This window comes from Solwaraspora sp. WMMA2101 (genome assembly GCF_049179175.1).
In the GTDB taxonomy this organism is placed as follows: domain Bacteria; phylum Actinomycetota; class Actinomycetes; order Mycobacteriales; family Micromonosporaceae; genus Micromonospora_E.
In genome coordinates this window covers 723,507-741,185 of the sequence record NZ_JBMHMA010000006.1, presented here as the reverse complement: position 1 = coordinate 741,185, position 17,679 = coordinate 723,507, and the positions used below count along the sequence as shown (strand labels likewise).

At 71.3% G+C, this 17,679-nt stretch carries 20 protein-coding genes and 1 pseudogene; 13 read left to right on the top strand and 8 right to left on the bottom strand.

The genetic code is table 11. The features are described 5' to 3' along the window. The 4 genes from ACN28F_RS03920 to ACN28F_RS03905 form a co-directional block, all read right to left on the bottom strand. A complete protein-coding gene (locus ACN28F_RS03920; protein ID WP_289206754.1) occupies window positions 1–1,155 on the bottom strand; it encodes a MalY/PatB family protein in 1,155 nt (384 codons plus the stop codon). Window positions 1,156–1,181: 26 nt separating this feature from the next. Further along, entirely contained in the window at window positions 1,182–1,808 is a 627-nt protein-coding gene (locus ACN28F_RS03915) for an RloB family protein (RefSeq protein WP_421357024.1), read from the bottom strand. A gap of 3 nt (window positions 1,809–1,811) precedes the next feature. Then, window positions 1,812–3,083 (bottom strand): AAA family ATPase, encoded by a 1,272-nt coding sequence (locus ACN28F_RS03910; protein WP_289206752.1) that lies wholly within the window; start codon window positions 3,081–3,083, stop codon window positions 1,812–1,814. A 108-nt stretch (window positions 3,084–3,191) separates the two neighbouring features. Beyond that, window positions 3,192–3,629: an Lrp/AsnC family transcriptional regulator gene (locus ACN28F_RS03905; protein WP_282227942.1), complete on the bottom strand. Its 438-nt coding sequence runs from the start codon at window positions 3,627–3,629 to the stop codon at window positions 3,192–3,194. Between the two features lie 142 nt (window positions 3,630–3,771). Here ACN28F_RS03905 and ACN28F_RS03900 point away from each other — a divergent pair, with 142 nt between their 5' ends. From ACN28F_RS03900 to ACN28F_RS03850, 11 genes are read left to right on the top strand one after another with little or no spacing between them, the layout of a single operon-like run. Further along, entirely contained in the window at window positions 3,772–4,665 is an 894-nt protein-coding gene (locus ACN28F_RS03900) for a tryptophan 2,3-dioxygenase (protein ID WP_421357023.1), read from the top strand. A gap of 11 nt (window positions 4,666–4,676) precedes the next feature. Then, window positions 4,677–5,981, top strand: a complete 1,305-nt coding sequence (kynU, locus tag ACN28F_RS03895) for a kynureninase (protein ID WP_421357022.1) — start codon at window positions 4,677–4,679, stop codon at window positions 5,979–5,981. Further along, the gene (locus tag ACN28F_RS03890; RefSeq protein ID WP_421357021.1) at window positions 5,974–7,359 is read left to right on the top strand and encodes an FAD-dependent oxidoreductase; all 1,386 of its coding nucleotides are present in this window, start codon (window positions 5,974–5,976) and stop codon (window positions 7,357–7,359) included. Before kynU ends, ACN28F_RS03890 begins: the two co-directional genes overlap by 8 nt. Beyond that, window positions 7,356–8,864 (top strand): 2-hydroxymuconic semialdehyde dehydrogenase, encoded by a 1,509-nt coding sequence (locus ACN28F_RS03885; protein ID WP_421357020.1) that lies wholly within the window; start codon window positions 7,356–7,358, stop codon window positions 8,862–8,864. Before ACN28F_RS03890 ends, ACN28F_RS03885 begins: the two co-directional genes overlap by 4 nt. After that, entirely contained in the window at window positions 8,861–9,691 is an 831-nt protein-coding gene (locus ACN28F_RS03880) for a 2-keto-4-pentenoate hydratase (RefSeq protein ID WP_421357019.1), read from the top strand. The genes ACN28F_RS03885 and ACN28F_RS03880 overlap by 4 nt, the downstream gene beginning before the upstream one ends. Beyond that, a complete protein-coding gene (locus ACN28F_RS03875; RefSeq protein WP_421357018.1) occupies window positions 9,691–10,617 on the top strand; it encodes an acetaldehyde dehydrogenase (acetylating) in 927 nt (308 codons plus the stop codon). The genes ACN28F_RS03880 and ACN28F_RS03875 overlap by 1 nt, the downstream gene beginning before the upstream one ends. Next, the gene (dmpG, locus tag ACN28F_RS03870; protein WP_421357017.1) at window positions 10,614–11,645 is read left to right on the top strand and encodes a 4-hydroxy-2-oxovalerate aldolase; all 1,032 of its coding nucleotides are present in this window, start codon (window positions 10,614–10,616) and stop codon (window positions 11,643–11,645) included. Before ACN28F_RS03875 ends, dmpG begins: the two co-directional genes overlap by 4 nt. Further along, the gene (locus ACN28F_RS03865; protein WP_421357016.1) at window positions 11,642–12,424 is read left to right on the top strand and encodes a 2-keto-4-pentenoate hydratase; all 783 of its coding nucleotides are present in this window, start codon (window positions 11,642–11,644) and stop codon (window positions 12,422–12,424) included. The genes dmpG and ACN28F_RS03865 overlap by 4 nt, the downstream gene beginning before the upstream one ends. Further along, window positions 12,421–12,852 (top strand): RidA family protein, encoded by a 432-nt coding sequence (locus ACN28F_RS03860; RefSeq protein WP_289206743.1) that lies wholly within the window; start codon window positions 12,421–12,423, stop codon window positions 12,850–12,852. The genes ACN28F_RS03865 and ACN28F_RS03860 overlap by 4 nt, the downstream gene beginning before the upstream one ends. A gap of 5 nt (window positions 12,853–12,857) precedes the next feature. Then, window positions 12,858–13,382: a 3-hydroxyanthranilate 3,4-dioxygenase gene (locus tag ACN28F_RS03855; protein ID WP_289206742.1), complete on the top strand. Its 525-nt coding sequence runs from the start codon at window positions 12,858–12,860 to the stop codon at window positions 13,380–13,382. Next, window positions 13,352–14,398: an amidohydrolase family protein gene (locus ACN28F_RS03850; protein WP_421357015.1), complete on the top strand. Its 1,047-nt coding sequence runs from the start codon at window positions 13,352–13,354 to the stop codon at window positions 14,396–14,398. Before ACN28F_RS03855 ends, ACN28F_RS03850 begins: the two co-directional genes overlap by 31 nt. Here the strand turns inward: ACN28F_RS03850 and ACN28F_RS03845 are convergent. Further along, window positions 14,377–14,811, bottom strand: coding sequence for a MarR family winged helix-turn-helix transcriptional regulator (locus ACN28F_RS03845; protein ID WP_421357014.1), 435 nt, complete (start codon window positions 14,809–14,811; stop codon window positions 14,377–14,379). The two genes, ACN28F_RS03850 and ACN28F_RS03845, sit on opposite strands and share 22 nt — an antisense overlap. 96 nt (window positions 14,812–14,907) lie before the next feature. On the opposite strand from ACN28F_RS03845, the gene ACN28F_RS03840 reads away from it, so the two are divergent. Further along, the gene (locus tag ACN28F_RS03840; protein WP_421357013.1) at window positions 14,908–15,168 is read left to right on the top strand and encodes a hypothetical protein; all 261 of its coding nucleotides are present in this window, start codon (window positions 14,908–14,910) and stop codon (window positions 15,166–15,168) included. A gap of 27 nt (window positions 15,169–15,195) precedes the next feature. Then, a pseudogene (locus tag ACN28F_RS03835) lies at window positions 15,196–16,167 on the top strand (hypothetical protein); the annotation flags it as partial. Here ACN28F_RS03835 and ACN28F_RS03830 read toward each other — a convergent pair. The 3 genes from ACN28F_RS03830 to ACN28F_RS03820 form a co-directional block, all read right to left on the bottom strand. Continuing rightward, window positions 16,136–16,336 carry a DUF397 domain-containing protein gene (locus ACN28F_RS03830; protein ID WP_421357012.1) on the bottom strand — a complete coding sequence of 67 codons (201 nt, stop codon included), beginning with the start codon at window positions 16,334–16,336 and terminating at the stop codon, window positions 16,136–16,138. The pseudogene ACN28F_RS03835 and the gene ACN28F_RS03830 sit on opposite strands and share 32 nt — an antisense overlap. After that, complete coding sequence (locus tag ACN28F_RS03825; protein ID WP_421357011.1) at window positions 16,327–17,091, bottom strand: helix-turn-helix domain-containing protein; 765 nt, start codon at window positions 17,089–17,091, stop codon at window positions 16,327–16,329. Before ACN28F_RS03825 ends, ACN28F_RS03830 begins: the two co-directional genes overlap by 10 nt. Window positions 17,092–17,263: 172 nt before the next feature. Then, entirely contained in the window at window positions 17,264–17,656 is a 393-nt protein-coding gene (locus tag ACN28F_RS03820) for an MmcQ/YjbR family DNA-binding protein (protein ID WP_289206736.1), read from the bottom strand. Between the last annotated feature and the right edge of the window lie 23 nt (window positions 17,657–17,679).

The following is a 17,679-nucleotide window of genomic DNA, read 5'->3' as shown; positions in this document are numbered from 1 at the left end:
TCAGCCGACGGCCGCCGCCATCCGGCGTACCGCCTCGGCGATCGTGTCGGGGGCGGCGGCCAGGTTGAACCGGGCGTGGCCGGTGCCGCCGGCACCGAAGTCCATGCCCGAGCTGAGCGCCACCCGCCCCCGGTCGAGGAACACCGCCGCCGGATCTCCACCGAGCCCGAGGCCACGACAGTCCAGCCAGGCCAGGAACGTCGCCTGACCCGGTGCGTACCGCACCTGCGGCAGGTGGGCCGTCAGCAGGTCGGCGAGCAGCCGCCGGTTGGCGTCCACCGCCGCCCGTACGGTGTCCAGCCAGTCGCCGCCGTCGCGGAACGCCGCCGTGTGGGCGATGACCCCGAGGTGGTTGACCCCGTGGCCGACCTCCTGCGGCAGCCGGGCCAGGTCGGTGGCGGCGGCCGGCCCGGCGACCGCGAGGGCGGCCTTGAGCCCGGCGAGGTTCCAGCCCTTCGAACCGGAGATCAGCGTCAGGCCGTCGTCGGTGCCGGGCACCGACAGGTACGGCACGAACGTCACGCCGGAGGCGGTCATCGGCGCGTGGATCTCGTCGACCACCACCCGCACCCCGTGCCGGGCGGCCAGGTCGGCGACGGCCGCCAGCTCGGCGGCGGTGTGCACCGTCCCCGTCGGGTTGTGCGGGCTGCACAGCAGGTACGCCGCCCGGCGGCCGCCCGCGCGGGCGGCGGTGAACGCCTCGGCCAGCACGTCGAGGTCGAGCCGACCGTCCGACCCGAGCGGAGCCTCCCGCACCGGCCGGTCGAGGTTGCGCAGGAACCCGTAGAACGGCGGGTACACCGGCGGGTTGACCACGACCGTGTCGCCCGGCCCGGTCACCAGCTTCAGCATCTCGACGGCCCCGAGCATCACGTCCGGCACGATCGCCGTGCGCGCCGGGTGCAGGCCGTCCCAGCCCCAGCGGGTCGCCGCGAACCCGGCGACCGCCTCGGCGTAGCCGGCCCCGGTGGCGTACCCGAGGTCACCGGCGCGGACCGCGGCGTCGATCGCCTCGACGATCGGCCCGGCCGGGTCGACGTCCATCTCCGCCACCCACACCGGCAGCACGTCCGGCGGATACATCCGCCACTTGATGCTGGTCCGCTGCCGGGCCCGGTCCAGCGGCACCCAGGGCCCCTGCCGCGCTGTCGTCACGGTCGCCTCCGATCCAGGACGTTCGTTCACCCTGATCCGCTCGCGGTCGGCTCGACCGCCCTCAGCAGTTCATACATGCCCGACGAGGGGTTGTCGTTGGGGAACGTCGCCTGATTCCGGTCGTGCCGCCGCCCGAGCAGCGCGGCGCGTCGTGCCGCCGCCTGCCGTTGCTGCAGGTAGCGCGTCGGGTCGATCCGCTTGCCGGTACGGCCGTCAAGTTTGCGGCTCAGTCGTTGCGCCTCGGCGGTGGTGAGGAACGCGGTCTGATCCTGAAAGTGCAGAATCAGCCACAGCTCGAAGCACGGGTTGCTGACCGCCAGTCGGATGCCGTGTTCGGCTGCCAGCCGGATGGCCCGGTCGAGGTGCGGATGGTGCCGGGGCCATTCGACGTCGAACACGCACCAGCACTCGTCGACCTCGTCGTCCGCGCTGCGCTCGATCGCCCGGTTGACCAGGGTCAACGGGACCCCCTGGTCCGGGTCGATCTCGATGTTGATCGCGGTGCTGTCCCTGATGTGGGGGAGCCGCCGGAGCGCGTTCAGGTAGTCCGGCTCCGATGCCTCACCCTCGCAGAAGATGACGATCGTTCTGCGCTCGGGGCGGGTCGCGGTCCGCCGTCGCAGGTCCTTGGCCCGCGTCCGTCTCGGTGTCACCGGTCAGCCGATCAGTCCGAGTGCCCGCAGGATCTCGGTGCGGTCGACGTCGGGTAGCGCGCCGAACCGTCCGTGCAGGTACGCCTTCTCCAGGTTCTGCGACCGGCGCACGCGTTCGCCGGCGAACTCGGCCAGCGCGCCGAGGCGGGTCGCGCCGTCGACTGCCTTCTCGGTCAGCCAGACCTCGTCCCGGTTCAGATGATTGAGCAGGCTGGTGTCGTGCGAGGTGAAGATCAGCTGTGCCCCCGAGGGGTTCGTCGCGGGGTCGGTGAACAGCCGGATGAGCTGCATGGACAGCGTCGGATGCAGGCTGGCGTCCAGTTCGTCGAACAGCAGCAGGGAACCGGCCTTCAACGCGGTCAGCACCGGGCCGATCAGCTGGAACCAGGTGCGGGTCCCCTCCGATTCGGCGCCGAAGTCCAAGGGGACCGCTTCGTCGCCCGTACGGTGCAGCAGCCGGATTCGTCGTCGCCGGGTCGAGGATCGCGGGTCCTGGCCGGACGCTGCTGCGCCATCGTCGATCACCACGTCCTCGATGCCGAGGTCGGCCATCCTCAGCAGCGCCAGGGCCTGAGCCCGGTCCGGACGCAGGTCCTCGAGCCCGGGCAGCACTTCCTGGCGCGCCCCGGCGGCATCCTCGAACCAGTGTCGGGTCGCCAGATGAGGGGCCTGCCGGACGAATGGGCGGCGACGCGGCCCCGGCTCCAACGTCTGTACGCTCAGCAACTCCTCGGCGGGGCCGGAAACGAGGGGTTCGCGGAACCGCCGGGCAGCTGACAAGGCGAGAGTACGACTGGTCAGCAGCTCACGGGTGCCCGACAGGTGGCCGAGGCCCCGTTGCAGCGTCAGTTCGTCACCCTCGCGTTCGAAGATCCGACGCCGCTTGCGTTCCGGATAGTGGAACAGGCCTTCGTAGCGGATCGCGTCTGCGTCCAGCTCGACGACGTACTCGAAGCGGACCCCGCCGAGGATCAGTTCGACGGTGAACTCCGATGGGCTCCGTGGACCGTGGCCGAACGCGAACGGCTCGACCGGAATCCCGTCGTCCCAGAACCGCAGCGAGTCGGCGACCGCGTCGCGCAGCCAGGTGAGAGCCGCAACCACGTTGGACTTGCCGGAGGCGTTGGGACCGTAGATGGCGGCGACCGGCAGGAGGCTCTCGTCGATGCTGTCGACCCGCTGCACCGCCGGCCGGTCCCGGTCGACGGCGACCATCGACAGCTCGACCGGTCCGAGGATCGAGCGGAAGTTCGCCGCCTCGAAACGGATCAGCACAGCACCTGCCTCCTAGCGCATGACCCCGCAACCATACCGCAGTTTCTGGCGAGAATTGACAGAATCGCGGCTCTGTCGACGTCCAGTCGACTGTCACACGGTGCTGAGTCAGTCGGCGGCGGTGACCGGTCGCCAGTCCAGCGGAGTGGAGAGCACCATCGTGCTGGACGGCTGGCCGTACGGGGCGAGCCGGTCGATGACGTCCTCGAAGGCGTCCATCGACGCCGCCGCCACCTTCAGCATCGAGCAGGCGTCGCCGGTGATCCGGTGGATCTCCCGGATCTCCGGCCAGGTCGGCACCTGCGGGTCCCGCAGGATGCAGTGCGACCCGTAGCAGGACATCCGGATCAGCGCGATCACCGTCCAGCCGGCCCGGGTCAGGTCGACGTGCGCGTGGTAGCCGCCGATCACCCCGGACTCTTCCAGCCGGCGGACCCGCTCGGCGACCGCCGGCGGTGACAGGTGCACCCGGCGGGACAGCTCGCTGAAGGAAAGTCGGGCATCGGCCTGCAACTCGCGCAGCAGCGCCCAATCCATCTCGTCCACGGACACTTTCCCTTCGTTAACCGATCACCCCAATCTAGCCACGGACCTGCAGGTCGTGGCCGCGTACCGCCGTTGATCCGGTATTCAGCGACGGACCGCAAGTCGGCAATCATGGGCGGCACAGCAAAGGAGGGCAGCCGACGTGAACAGCACCGACGTGGCCAGCCCACCGGCCGTGCGGCCGGTGGACGCCGCCGAACGCGACGCCCGCGCCGCCGCCAACGCTGGCGAGCCGACCCTGGAGTTCGGCGACCGGGTGCCATACGACGCCTACGTGCACGCCAGCACCCTGCACAGCCTGCAGCGCACCCTCAGCGACGACCCCGGTGAAATGTCGTTCCTGATGGTCAGCCAGATCATGGAGCTGTACTTCGGGCTGACCCGCCACGAGCTGCGCGACGCCCAACGGCTGATCCGCGCCGACCAGGTGTGGGAGGCGCTGGCCCCGCTGCGCCGCGCCGCCCTGCACCTGGAAGGGCTCAACGCCTCCTGGCAGACGCTGCGCTGGATGACCCCGGCCGACTTCAACCGGTTCCGCAACCTGCTCGGTGAGGGCTCCGGCTTCCAGTCGGCGATGTACCGGCAGTTGGAGTTCATCCTCGGCATCCGGACCCCGTCGCTGATCCGCCCGTTCCGCCGCCAACCCGACGTGTACGCCGAGTTGGAGCAGGCCCTGCACGCGCCGAGCCTGTGGGACGACGTGATCGCCCTGCTCGCCCGCGTCGGCCACGACATCCCGACCGACCTGCTGACCCGCGACGTCGCCACCGAACACGAACCGCACCCGGCGGTCGAGGCCGCCTGGGTGGAGGTCTACCGGGTCAACGCCCCGGACAACCATCTGCGGCAACTCGGCGAGGCGTTGACCGAGGTCGCCGAACAGTTCGGCGACTGGCGGTACAAGCATCTCAAGGCGGTGCAGCGCACCATGGGCGCCAAGGTCGGCAGCGGCGGCTCCGCCGGGCTGGCCTGGCTGCAACGCAGCATGAACCGGGTGGTGTTCCCCGAGATCTGGTCCGCCCGGACCGGCATGTGAGAGGCTGCCGCATGTTCACAGAGGACGACGCCCGCCGCCGAGACGCCGCCGACCCCGGGCACCGCGACCTGTTCCACATCCCGCCGGCCACCGGCGGCGAACACCCCGACGTCGCCTACTTCGCCGGCAACTCCCTCGGCCTGCAACCGAAGGCCACCCGCGCCGAGCTGCTCGACGACCTCGACGACTGGGCCCGGCTCGGCGTCGAAGGCCACCTCGAAGCCGGCCGGCCGTGGCTGCCGTACCACGAACTGCTCACCGACACCGCCGCGCGACTGGTCGGCGCCCTGCCCAGCGAGACCGTGGTGATGAACTCGCTGACGGTCAACCTGCACCTGCTGATGGTGTCGTTCTACCGGCCGGCCGGCGAGCGCACCCGGATCGTCATCGAGGACTCGGCGTTCCCGTCGGACAGCTACGCGGTGCGCAGCCAGGCCGCTTTCCACGGCCTCGACCCCGACCGTACGGTGGTCCGACTGCGGCCACGCCCCGGCGAGGACACGCTGCGCACCGAAGACGTCGTCGACTACCTGCGCACCGAGGGCGACCGGGTGGCGTTGGTGCTGCTCGGCGGGGTCAACTACCTGACCGGCGAACTGCTCGACATCCCGACGATCACCACCGCCGGCCGGGCCGCCGGCGCGATCGTCGGCTGGGACCTGGCGCACGCCGCCGGCAACGTGCCGCTGCGGCTGCACGACTGGGGCGTCGACTTCGCCGCCTGGTGCTCCTACAAGTACCTCAACTCCGGTCCGGGCGCCCTAGCCGGGGCGTACGTGCACGAACGTCACCACGGCGATCCGACGCTGGCCCGCTTCGAAGGCTGGTGGAGCACCGAGCCGGCCACCCGGTTCGAGATGACCCCGGTGTCGCGGCCACCGGCCAGCGCCGACGCCTGGCAGATCTCCAACCCGCCGATCTTCGCCATGGGTCCGGTCCGTACCTCGTTGCAGATCTTCGACAAGGTCGGCATGCCGGCGCTGCGCGAACGCAGCGAACGGCTCACCGGTTACCTCGAACAGCTGCTCGACGAGACCCTGCCGGGCCGGCCGGTCAGCGTCGTCACCCCACGGGATCCGGCCCGACGCGGCTGCCAACTGTCGCTGCGTATCGGCGGCGGGGCGGGTGCCACCGGCGGCGGAGCACACGCGCTGACCGCCCGGCTGCGCCACGAACACGGGGTGATCGCCGACGCCCGCGAACCGGACATCGTCCGGCTCGCCCCAGTGCCGCTGTACTCGACGTACCACGACTGCTGGCGGGCCGCCCAGGCGCTCGCCGCGACCCTCCCGACGGAAGGCGGCGACGATGTCTGAACCTGCACCCGTCGCGGTGGTCGGCGCCGGCCTGGCCGGCAGCCTGCTCGCCTGCTTCCTGGCCCGCCGGGGCCTGCCGGTCACCCTCTACGAGCGGCGGTCGGACCCGCGACGCGGCACCGCCGAACGCGGCCGGTCGATCAACCTGGCGCTGTCCGAACGCGGTCTGGACGCGCTGCGCCGCATCGACCTGGCCGACCAGGTGCTCGCCGACGCGTTGCCGATGCGCGGCCGGATGATCCACCCGGTCGACGGTGACCTGGACTTCCAGCCGTACAGCGCCGACGGGCAGCGGGCGATCAACTCGATCAGCCGGGGCGCGCTCAACAACGCGCTGCTCGACGCCGCCGAGGCCGCGCCCGGCGTCACCGTCGTCTTCGACCACCGGCTCGTCGGCCTCGACCCGGATTCCGGCGAGGCGACCTTCGACACGCCGCAGGGCACGGTCCGCGCGCAGGCGCAGGTCGTGCTCGGTGCCGACGGCGCCGGTTCGGCGGTACGCGGCCAGCTGCTCGCCCACGGCCTGGTCGACGAGAGCCTCGACTTCCTCGACTACGGGTACAAGGAGCTGACCATCCCGGCGGTCGGCGGCGACTACGCCCTCGACCCGGGTGCGCTGCACATCTGGCCGCGCGGCACGTCGATGATGATCGCCCTGCCGAACCCGGACCGCTCTTTCACCTGCACCCTGTTCTGGCCGACCGGCGGTACGTCGAGTTTCGCCTCGCTGAGCAGCCCGGCCGCGATCGAACGGCACTTCCGCGAGCACTACCCGGACGTGCCGCCGCTGGCACCGGACCTGGTCGACGACTACCAGCACAACCCGGTCGGTCTGCTCGGCACGGTGCGCTGCGACCCGTGGCAGGTCGGCGGCCGGGTGGCGCTGCTCGGCGACGCCGCCCACGCGGTCGTGCCGTTCTACGGTCAGGGCGCCAACTGCGCCTTCGAGGACGTCGTCGAACTGGACCGCTGCCTCGACGACACCGGCGGCGACTGGGCGGCGGCACTGCCGCTGTACCAGTCCCGCCGCCAGGCCAACGCCGAAGCGATCGCCCAGATGGCGCTGGCGAACTTCGTCGAGATGCGCGACAAGGTCGCCTCCCCGACGTTCCAGACGTTCCGCAAGGTCGAACACGCCCTGGAACGGGCACTGCCGGGGCGCTACGTGTCCCGCTACGAGATGGTCTCCTTCACCACCATCCCGTACGCCGAGGTCAGGCGACGGGTCCGGCGGCAGCACCAGGTGCTGGCGGCGGCGGTGGCCGGGACGGCGGCGCTGTTGGTAGGGGCACTCGGCGCCGCCGTCACCCGGTCCATCCGCAAGGGACCCGGGTCTGCCCGACGAGGACACGGGCCTGCCCGGAAGGGACGAACATGACGCTGTGGCACCCCGACCTGTACGCCGGCCGGCCGGCCGCCGACGGCCCCGGCCTGCTGCGCAACTTCGTCGACGGCCGGTTCGTCGACGCCGGGAAGCGGTTCCCGAAGGTGTCCCCGGTGACCGGCGAGACGGTCTTCGAGGTCGCGGAGGCCGACTCCGCGACGGTCGACGCGGCCGTCGCGGCGGCCCGCGCGGCGCTGCGCGGACCCTGGGGCGGCATGGCCGAACGGGACCGGGCGGCGGTGCTGCGGGCGGTCGCCGACGAACTGGACCGCCGGTTCGACGACCTGGTCGCTGCTGAGGTCGCGGACACCGGCAAACCGGTCAGCCAGGCCCGGACCCTGGACATTCCGCGCGGGGCGGCGAACTTCCGGGCGTTCGCGGAGATCGCCGCGACCGCGCCGACCGAGTCGTTCACCACGGTCACCCCGACCGGCGGCCGGGCGTTGAACTACGCCGTCCGCAAACCCGTCGGCGTCGTCGCGGTGATCGTGCCGTGGAACCTGCCGCTGCTGCTGCTGACCTGGAAGGTCGCTCCGGCGCTGGCGTGCGGCAACGCTGTCGTCGTCAAGCCGAGTGAGGAGACACCGGCGTCGGCGACGCTGCTCGCCGAGGTGATGGCGGCGGCTGGCGTACCCGACGGGGTGTTCAACCTGGTGCACGGCTTCGGGCCGGGCGCGGCAGGGGAGTGGCTGACTACCCACCCCGGCGTGGACGCGATCACCTTCACCGGCGAGTCGGCGACCGGGTCGGCGATCATGCGGGCCGCCGCCGACGGGGTGAAGGCGGTCTCGTTCGAGCTGGGCGGCAAGAACGCCGGCCTGGTCTTCGCCGACGCCGACCTGGACGCCGCCGTCGCCGGTTCGGTGCGGTCGTCGTTCACCAACGGCGGCCAGGTGTGCCTGTGCACCGAGCGGCTGTACGTGCAGCGGCCGGTCTTCGACGAGTTCGTCGACCGGTTGGCGGCCGCCGCCCGCGACGCCCGGTACGGCTGGCCCGCCGACGAGACGATCTCGACGATGCCGCTGATCTCGCACGGTCACCGGGACAAGGTGCTCGGCTACTACGACCTGGCCCGCGTCGAAGGTGCCGACATACTCGCCGGTGGTGGTGTGCCGACCTTCGACGACGCCCGCGACGGCGGCGCGTACGTGCAGCCGACCGTACTGACCGGGCTGGGCTCCTCGGCGCGGCTGCTGCGCGAGGAGGTGTTCGGCCCGATCTGTCACATCGCCCCGTTCGACACCGAGGAGGAGGCGTTCGCGCTGGCCAACGACTCCGACTACGGCCTCGCGGCGACGGTGTGGACCCGCGACGTGGGGCGGGCGCACCGGGCCGGTGCCCGACTGGACGTCGGCATCGTCTGGGTCAACACCTGGTTCTTACGGGACCTGCGCACCCCGTTCGGCGGGGTCAAGGCCTCCGGGGTGGGCCGGGAGGGTGGCGTGCACTCGCTCGACTTCTACTCCGAACTGACAAACGTCTGTGTGGATCTGACATGACTGTGGACATCGAGGCCGCTGTCGCGGCGCTGACCGGGGCGTACGACACCGGGGTGCCGTGCCCGCCGCTGCGGGACCGGCTGCTGCCCGCCGGCGACGTGGCCGCCGCGTACGCGGTGCAGCGGGCGACCGTCGCGGGCTGGTCGGCCGTCGGCCGCCGCCGGGTCGGCGCGAAGATCGGCCTGACGTCGCCGGCGGTGCAGGCCGCGTTCGGCGTCTACCAGCCCGACTTCGGGGTGCTCTTCGCCGACATGGCGGTGCCGGATGGCGACGAGGTCGACCTGGCCGGGCTGATCCAGCCCAGGGTGGAGGCCGAGGTGGCGTTCGTGCTCGGCGCTGATCTGCCGGACGGGCCGGCGACCGTGGTCGACGTGCTGCGGGCCACCGACTTCCTGCTGCCGGCGATCGAGATCGTCGACTCCCGGATCACCGACTGGGACATCTCCATCGTGGACACCGTGGCGGACAACGCCTCGTCCGGGCTGTTCGTCCTCGGCGACCGGCCGGTGCCGGCCGCCTCGGTGGACCTGCGCGAGTGCGGCATGGTCCTCGAATCCGCCGGTGAGCCGGTGTCGGTCGGCGCCGCGGCCGCCTGCCTCGGCAACCCGGTGCACGCCGTCGCATGGCTGGCGTCGACCATGGCCGCCGCCGGGGATCCGCTGCGGGCCGGCGACATCGTGCTCTCCGGTGCGCTCGGCCCGATGGTGCCGGTCACCCCGGGGGCGGCGTACGAGGCACGGATCGCCGGGCTCGGCTCGGTACGGACCAGATTCAGCGCGAAACCCGCCGACCGGTCGGCCGACGGCGAGTCAGGGGAGGGGTCGTAGTGGGCGTCGGAGTGGCGGTGATCGGGTCGGGCAACATCGGCACCGACCTGATGATCAAGGTGCTGCGGCTGTCGGAGTCGCTGCGGATGGTGGCGATGGTCGGCATCGACCCGGAATCCGACGGGCTGGCCCGGGCCCGCCGCCTCGGCGTGGCCACCACCGCCGACGGGGTCGACGGCCTGGTCGCGATGCCCGAGTTCGCCGACGTGCGACTCGTCTTCGACGCCACGTCGGCCGGCGCGCACCGGCGCAACAACGAGATCCTGCAGGCGCACGGGCGGACCGTGGTCGACCTGACCCCGGCCGCGATCGGCCCGTACGTGGTGCCGCCGGTCAACCTGGACGCGCACCTGGCCGAGCCGAACGTCAACATGGTCACCTGCGGTGGGCAGGCGACCGTACCGGTCGTCGCCGCCGTCGCGGCGGTGGCCCCGGTCGCGTACGCGGAGATCGTCGCCTCGATCGCGTCCCGCTCGGCCGGTCCCGGGACCCGGGCCAACATCGACGAGTTCACCCAGACCACCGCCCGCGCCCTGGAGGTCGTCGGCGGTGCCGGCAAGGGCAAGGCGATCATCGTGCTGAACCCGGCGGACCCGCCACTGCTGATGCGCGACACCGTCTACTGCCTGATCCCGGCCGGGGTCGACACCGGCGCGGTGGCCGACTCGGTGGCGGCTATGGTGGCGTCGGTCGCCGAGTACGTGCCCGGCTACCGACTCAAGCAGCGGGTTCAGTTCGACCCGGTCGACGCGTACGTGCCGGCGTTGGGCAGCCACTTCACCGGCACCCAGGTGTCGGTGTTCCTGGAGGTCTCCGGCGCCGGGCACTACCTGCCCGCGTACGCCGGCAACCTCGACATCATGACCTCGGCGGCGCTGCGCACCGCCGAACGTCTGGTCGCTGTCCGAGAGGGGGCTCAGCGATGACCCGGCTGTACGTCCAGGACGTCACGTTGCGCGACGGCATGCACGCCATCAGGCACCGCTACACCGTCGAGGAGGTCCGGGCGATCGCCGCCGCGCTCGACGCCGCCGGCGTTGACGCCATCGAGGTCGCCCACGGCGACGGCCTGGCCGGCTCGTCCGTCACCTACGGCCACGGCGCGGCGTCGGACGCCGACTGGATCACCGCCGCCGCCGAGTCGATCAGCCGCGCGACGTTGACCACGTTGCTGCTGCCCGGCATCGGCACCATCGACGACCTGCGGGCAGCCCGCGACCTCGGGGTCACCAGCGTCCGGATCGCCACCCACTGCACCGAGGCCGACGTCGCCGCCCAACACATCGGCTGGGCCCGCGACAACGGCATGGACGTCGCCGGGTTCCTGATGATGTCGCACATGAACACCCCGGACGGGCTCGCGCAGCAGGCCAAACTGATGGAGTCGTACGGGGCGCACTGCGTCTACGTCACCGACTCCGGTGGCCGGCTGCTGATGGACGACGTCGCCGCCCGGGTCGACGCCTACCGCGAGGTGCTCGACCCGGGCACCCAGATCGGCATCCACGCCCACCACAATCTGTCCCTCGGCGTGGCGAACAGTGTCGTCGCCGTGCAGCACGGCACCACCCGGGTCGACGCCTCCCTCGCCGGCATGGGTGCCGGGGCCGGCAACGCCCCGCTCGAGGTCTTCACCGCCGTCGCGGACCTGCACGGCTGGAAACACGGCTGCGACACGTTCGCGCTGATGGACGCCGCCGAGGACCTGGTCCGGCCGCTGCAGGACCGGCCGGTGCGGGTCGACCGGGAAACCCTGTCGCTCGGCTACGCCGGCGTCTACTCCAGCTTCCTGCGCCACGCCGAACGTGCCGCCGACCGCTACGGTCTCGACGTGCGGTCCATCCTGATCGAACTCGGCCGCCGCCGGATGGTCGGCGGCCAGGAAGACATGATCACCGACGTCGCGCTCGACCTCGCCGACGCCGCCAACACCGCCCACGGAGGTGCGCAGTGACCACCAGCGCAGACGTCGACCTCGCCGGGTTGGCCGCCCGGCTCGACGAGGCGGCCGTCACCGGCACCCCGATTCCGCAGCTCGCCGAGGCGCACGGCGTCGACGTCGACGCCGCGTACCGGGTGCAGCAGGCGCTGATCGCCCGCCGCACCGGCCGGGGCGAACGCCTCGTCGGCGTCAAGATGGGGCTGACCAGCAAGGCGAAAATGGCGCAGGTCGGCGTCGACTCCCCGATCCTCGGCCAACTCACCGACACCACGCAGGTGCCCGACGGCGGCAGCGTCGACATCTCCGGGCTGATCCACCCCCGGGTCGAACCGGAGATCGCCTTCCTGCTGGACAGGCCGCCGACACCGGGGATGCCGTTCACCGACGCGGTCCGGGCCGTCGCCCCCGCCCTGGAGGTCATCGACTCCCGGTACGCCAACTTCACCTTCTCGCTGCCCGACGTGATCGCCGACAACACCTCGGCAGCCCTGTTCACCGTCGGGCCGTGGCAGCCGGTCCCGGACGGCGTCGACAACCTCGGCGTACTGCTGGAGGTGGACGGACGCACGGTGCAGACCGGGTCGACGGCGGCCATCCTCGGCGACCCGCGCCGGGCCCTCGCCGCCGGCGTCGCCCTCGCCGACCGGCACGGCCCGGCCCTGCGAGCCGGCTGGATCTTCCTGGCCGGCGCGGCCACCGCCGCGGTGCCGCTGGCCCCCGGCGCGCACGTGCGGGGCACCGTCCAGGGGCTCGGCACCGCCGCCTTCACCACGATCGGCGGTACGCTGTGACAGCGCATCTGGTCGCCGGCAAGGCCACCCCGCGCGGGGCGTTCCCGCACGTCAAGGTCGCCGGTGGGTTCATCTTCGTCTCCGGTACGTCGAGCCGCCGCCCCGACAACACCATCGCCGGGGCCACAGTGGATGAGTACGGCACGACCGAGCTGGACATCCGCGAGCAGACCCGCGTGGTGATCGCCAACATCGCCGACCTGCTCGCCGCCGCCGGGGCCAGCCTCGCCGACCTGGTCTCCGTCACCACGTACCTGGTCAACATGAACGACTTCGGCGGCTACAACCAGGTCTGGGCCGAACACTTCGACCACACCGGACCGACCCGCACCACCGTCGCCGTCCACCAACTGCCGCATCCGCACCTGCTCATCGAGATCCAGGCCGTCGCGGTCGTGCCCGCCGACGCCCCCACCCGGAAGGAGTGACACCCGTGAGCGACATCGCCGAACCGGTCAACTTCCCGCACTGGGTCAGTGAGAACGAGCATCTGCTCAAGCCGCCGGTGAACAACAAGCAGCTGTTCCCCACCGGCGACGATTTCATCGTGCAGGTCGTCGGCGGCCCCAACCAGCGCACCGACTTCCACGTCGACCCGTACGAGGAATTCTTCTACCAGGTCAAAGGCAACATGCACGTCAACCTGATGACCGACGACGGTCCGCAGACCGTGCACATCCGCGAAGGCCAGATGTGGGTGCTGCCCGGCTACGTGCCGCATTCGCCGCAACGCCCCGAGGCCGGCTCGATCGGGGTCGTCATCGAACGGGTCCGGGAGGAGGGCACCCTGGAGAAGTTCCAGTGGTACTGCCTCGACTGCGGCAACCTGGTGCACGAGGTGGAGTTGCAGGTGCGCGACATCGTCGCCGACCTGCCGCCGGTCTTCACCGCCTTCTACGGTGACGAGTCCGCGCGTACCTGCGACAAGTGCGGCGCGCTGCATCCGGGCAAGGGCTGAGCCTCGCCGTGACCGACGCCGGGCAGACCATCGACGTCCACACCCACCTGGTGCCCAAGGGCTGGCCGGATCTCGCCGCCGCGTGCGGCGGGACCGGCTGGCCGTGGCTGCGCGTCGACTCCGAACGGGCCGCCATGATCATGGTCGGGGAGACGGAGTTTCGCCCGGTCGGCCCGCAGACCTGGGACCCGGCGACGAGGCTGGCCGACATGGCCGCCGACGGGGTCGACGTGCAGGTGGTCTCCCCGACGCCGGTGTTCTTCGCCTACGATCGCCCGGCCGACCAGGCGGTCAAGGTGGCCCGGATCTTCAACGACCTGACCCTTGAGGTCACCGCCGCCGGTGGCGGAAGGCTGGTGCCGTTCTGCCAAGTGCCGTTGCAGGACCCGGACGCCGCCTGTGCCGAGCTGGATCGCTGCCTCGCCGCCGGGCACGCCGGGGTGGAAATCGGCAACCACGTCGGTGACCGCGACCTCGACGACGCCGGCATCGTCGCCTTCCTGCGGCACTGCGCCGACGTCGGCGCACCCGTCTTCGTCCACCCCTGGGACATGCCGGACGGGCCACGGCTGGACCGGTGGATGGCCCGCTGGCTGTCCGGCATGCCCGCCGAGACCCACCTGTCGATCCTGGCGCTGATCCTCGGCGGCGGCTTCGACCAGTTACCCCGTACGCTGCGGATCTGCTTCGCGCACGGCGGCGGCAGCTTCCCGTTCTGGCTGGGCCGCGCCGACAACGCCTGGCACCGCCGGGGCGACGTGGTACGCGGCCGGTCGGCGCACCCGCCGAGCCACTACCTGGACCGGTTCTACGTCGATTCGGTGGTGTTCGACCCGGCGGCGCTGCGGCTGCTGGTCGACACGATGGGTGCCGACCGAGTGCTGCTGGGCAGCGACTACCCGTACCCGCTGGGGGAACGGCCGGTCGGCGCGGTGATCGACAAGGCGGACTTCCTCACCGCTGACCAGCGGGCTGCCCTGAGCGGCGGCAACGCCTACCGGTTCCTTACCGGCTGACCGGCGGCGACCTGCCGGAGCAGGGTGGCGAGTTCGTGCAGCAGTTGCGGCGGGCAGTCGGCGAACGGGCTCGCCTCCAGCGTCGCCGCGATGATCTCCTGGCGTACCTGTCGGCCCTTGTCAGTGAGGGCGAGCACCCGGCCGCGTCGGTCGGTGGGGTCGACGCTGCGCTCGACCAGTCCGCGCTCGATCAGCTGGTTGGCGATGAAGCTGAGGTTGGGGGCGTTGCAGTACAGGCGCTCGGCGAGCGCCTTCATTGACAGGGCCGGTCCGGTCGGGTCGATCGCCCACAGCGCCTGCGCGGTCGCGTTGGTCAGCCCGTGGGCGGTCAGGGCGGGTTCGAGCCGGTCGCTGGTCGTCATGAAGATCTCGTGGTTGGCGCGGATGGCGTCAACGAGGTCCCGGTGGTCCACCGGCCGACGGTACCACTTGCGCTTCGAGTCTCGAACTATTGCGGTCTGAAACGCTTCGAGTATCGAAGTATGTCGTCAAAGCTGAGGAGCCGCACCATGACCCAACTGGCCGAACCGCTCGAACTGCCCAGCGGGCAGGTCCTGCCGAACCGGATCGCCAAGGCCGCCATGGAGGAGTTCCTGGCAGTCGACGGTCAGCTGCCCGGCACCGAGCTCGCCACGCTCTACCAGCGCTGGGGTGCCGGCGGAGCGGGGCTGCTGATCACCGGGCACGTCATGGTCGACGAGCGTGCCCTCGCCGACCCCTCCGACGTCGTGCTCGCGGACCGTACCCCGCTGGAACCGTTCCGGCGCTGAACGGCGGCGGCGACCGCTGGCGGTGCCCGCGCCTGGATGCAGATCAACCACCCCGGTCGGGTCGTCTACGCGGACATGCCGGGGCTGGCCTGGTCGGCGTCGGACATACCGGTCAGCATCGGGCGGCTGTCCCGCTTCTTCGCCCAACCCACCGCGATGACGCCGGAACAGCTCGACGAGGTCGTCGACCGGTTCGGTCGCACGGCACAACGAGCGGTCGAGGCCGGATTCGACGGGGTGGAGATCCACGCTGCCCACGGCTACCTGATCAGTCAGTTCCTCTCCCCGCTGACCAACCGGCGGACCGACCGCTGGGGAGGTGAACTGCGCAACCGGGCCCGGCTGCTGATCGACGTGGTCACCGAGGTCCGGCGTCGACTGCCCGACGGCGCGGCGGTCGCGGTCAAGCTCAACACCGCCGACTTCCAGCGCGGCGGCTTTGACCCGGACGACGCCAGGCAGGTGGTCGGCATGCTCGCCGACACCGGCGTCGACCTGGTCGAACTCTCCGGAGGGTCGGTGGAGAGCCTGGCCACCAACGGCTACCCGGCGGACGGACACACCCTCGCCCGGGAGGCGTACTTCCTCGACGCCGCCGCGACGATCATCCCGCAGGCCCCGGTGCCGGTGATGCTTACCGGCGGCGTCCGCCGCCGCGCCGTCGCCGAGCGGGTACGCACCCAGGGCGCGGCTGTCGTCGGAGTGGCGACGGCACTCGCCGTGGACCCGGAGCTACCGCGGCGCTGGCTGCGCGGCGAGGAAGCAGCGGCCACGGCCCCGGGCCCGCGCTGGAAGAACAAGCACCTGGCCTCGGCGGCCACCCAGGCCGTCGTGCACTGCCGGCTCCGCCAGGTCGGGCGAGGAGCCGCCGACCCCGGCCGGGCAGACCCGGTCGTCTCCCTCATGCAGGAGCAGCTCCAGCGACGCCGGTCGCTGCGGCGCTACCGCCGCTGGTTGGCGGAGCCGGTCAGCGTACGGACGTGGTCCTGGCCAGGGTGACGAAGGCGGACCAGGCGGCGGGGGCGAAGGTCAGGGTGCCGCCGTCGGGGTCCTTGGTGTCGCGGACGTGGACCCGGCCGGGCACGTTGTCGGCGACCTCGACGCAGTTGCCCCCAGCGGGGTTGCTGCGGGTCGACTTGCGCCAGCGAGGGGTGGTGCTCAGCTCCATGTCTGCACCGCTTTCAGGATCATGTCGTGGGATTCCTCGACAGGCAGAGCATAGCTGCGGACACCTTCCCAGGACCGCTCCAATATCTGCACGTCGGCCGGGTTGCTGATCACGTCGCCGCCGAAATGGGAATCGACGTAGCCGAACACGTGATCGTCCACGGTCGCCATCGCGAACGAGCCGTTGAGCCCGTGGTAGGCGTCGGCGCTGCCCGGCACCACGTGCACCCAGATGTTGGGGCGCGCCGCCGCCTCGGCGAGACTGCGCAGCTGCTCGGCCGTCTGCTCCGGCGTGCCGACCTGACGGTGCAGCACGCTGCGGTCGAGGACGGCGATGAACTCGGCCGGGTCGTCGGCGCGGGTGAGCACCTGCTGGCGGGTGAGCCGGTTCGCCAGCCGGGTCGGCACGTCGTCGACCGGGCCGACGCGCAACAGTCGTTCGGCGTACTCCCGGGTCTGCAACAGACCCGGGACGACCGCGAGCTCGAACGACCGCAGCAGGGTGGCCCGCTCCTCCATTTCGGCCCACGGGCGCAGGAAACCGGCGAAGGACATTCCGCGCGCCTCGGCGGAGGCGCGCTGCACGCGGTCGCCGCTGCCCAGCACATCGTCGAGGATCTTCGCGTTCTGCTGCACCGGGACCAGACGGCCGTTCTCGTAACTGCCGATCGACGACGCGCTGAGCTGGATCAACGCGCCGAGCTGCTGCTGGGAAAGCCCGCGCTCGGTGCGCAGGGTGCGAATGATGCGGTGCACCTCGTGCATTGTCGGATCCCCGATCTGCTGATGGTGGGGCGGTGCGTCGAATGCCATCCCTACCTCTATCAGTGCGACGGATCGGAGTCCATGATGGAGATCGGATAAATTCCGGATAGTTTGTGTGATCGATATCGGGTTCTGTCGGATGGGGTTCTGTCGACCCGTCGACCTATCGGGCGTCGAGCCGGGCCACCCGACGGGGCCCGGCGGTCCGCCGGTAGCTGGCGTCGAGCAGCTCGCCGATCTCCGCCCAGTCGGTGTCGTCGGCCAGGTCCACCCCGACCCAGCCCGAACTGGCCAGGTACGCCGGGGCGTAACAGCGTGGCTCGGCCAGCAGCGCCGCCCGCTCGTCCGGGTCCACCAGCACCAGTACGGAGTGATCATGCTGCTGGTAGACGCCGTCGACCTTCACCGAGCCGCCGTAGTAGGCGAACACCTTCGTGGTGTAGAAGGCTGGATGGCCGTGTGAGATCTTCTCGGCGGCGTCGGGGAAGGCCAGCGCGAGCCGGCGTACCTCGGCGAGCAGCGGGTCGGCGTCGTCGAACATGATCGGGTGCGGCATGACGGTAGGTAATCACACCCGGC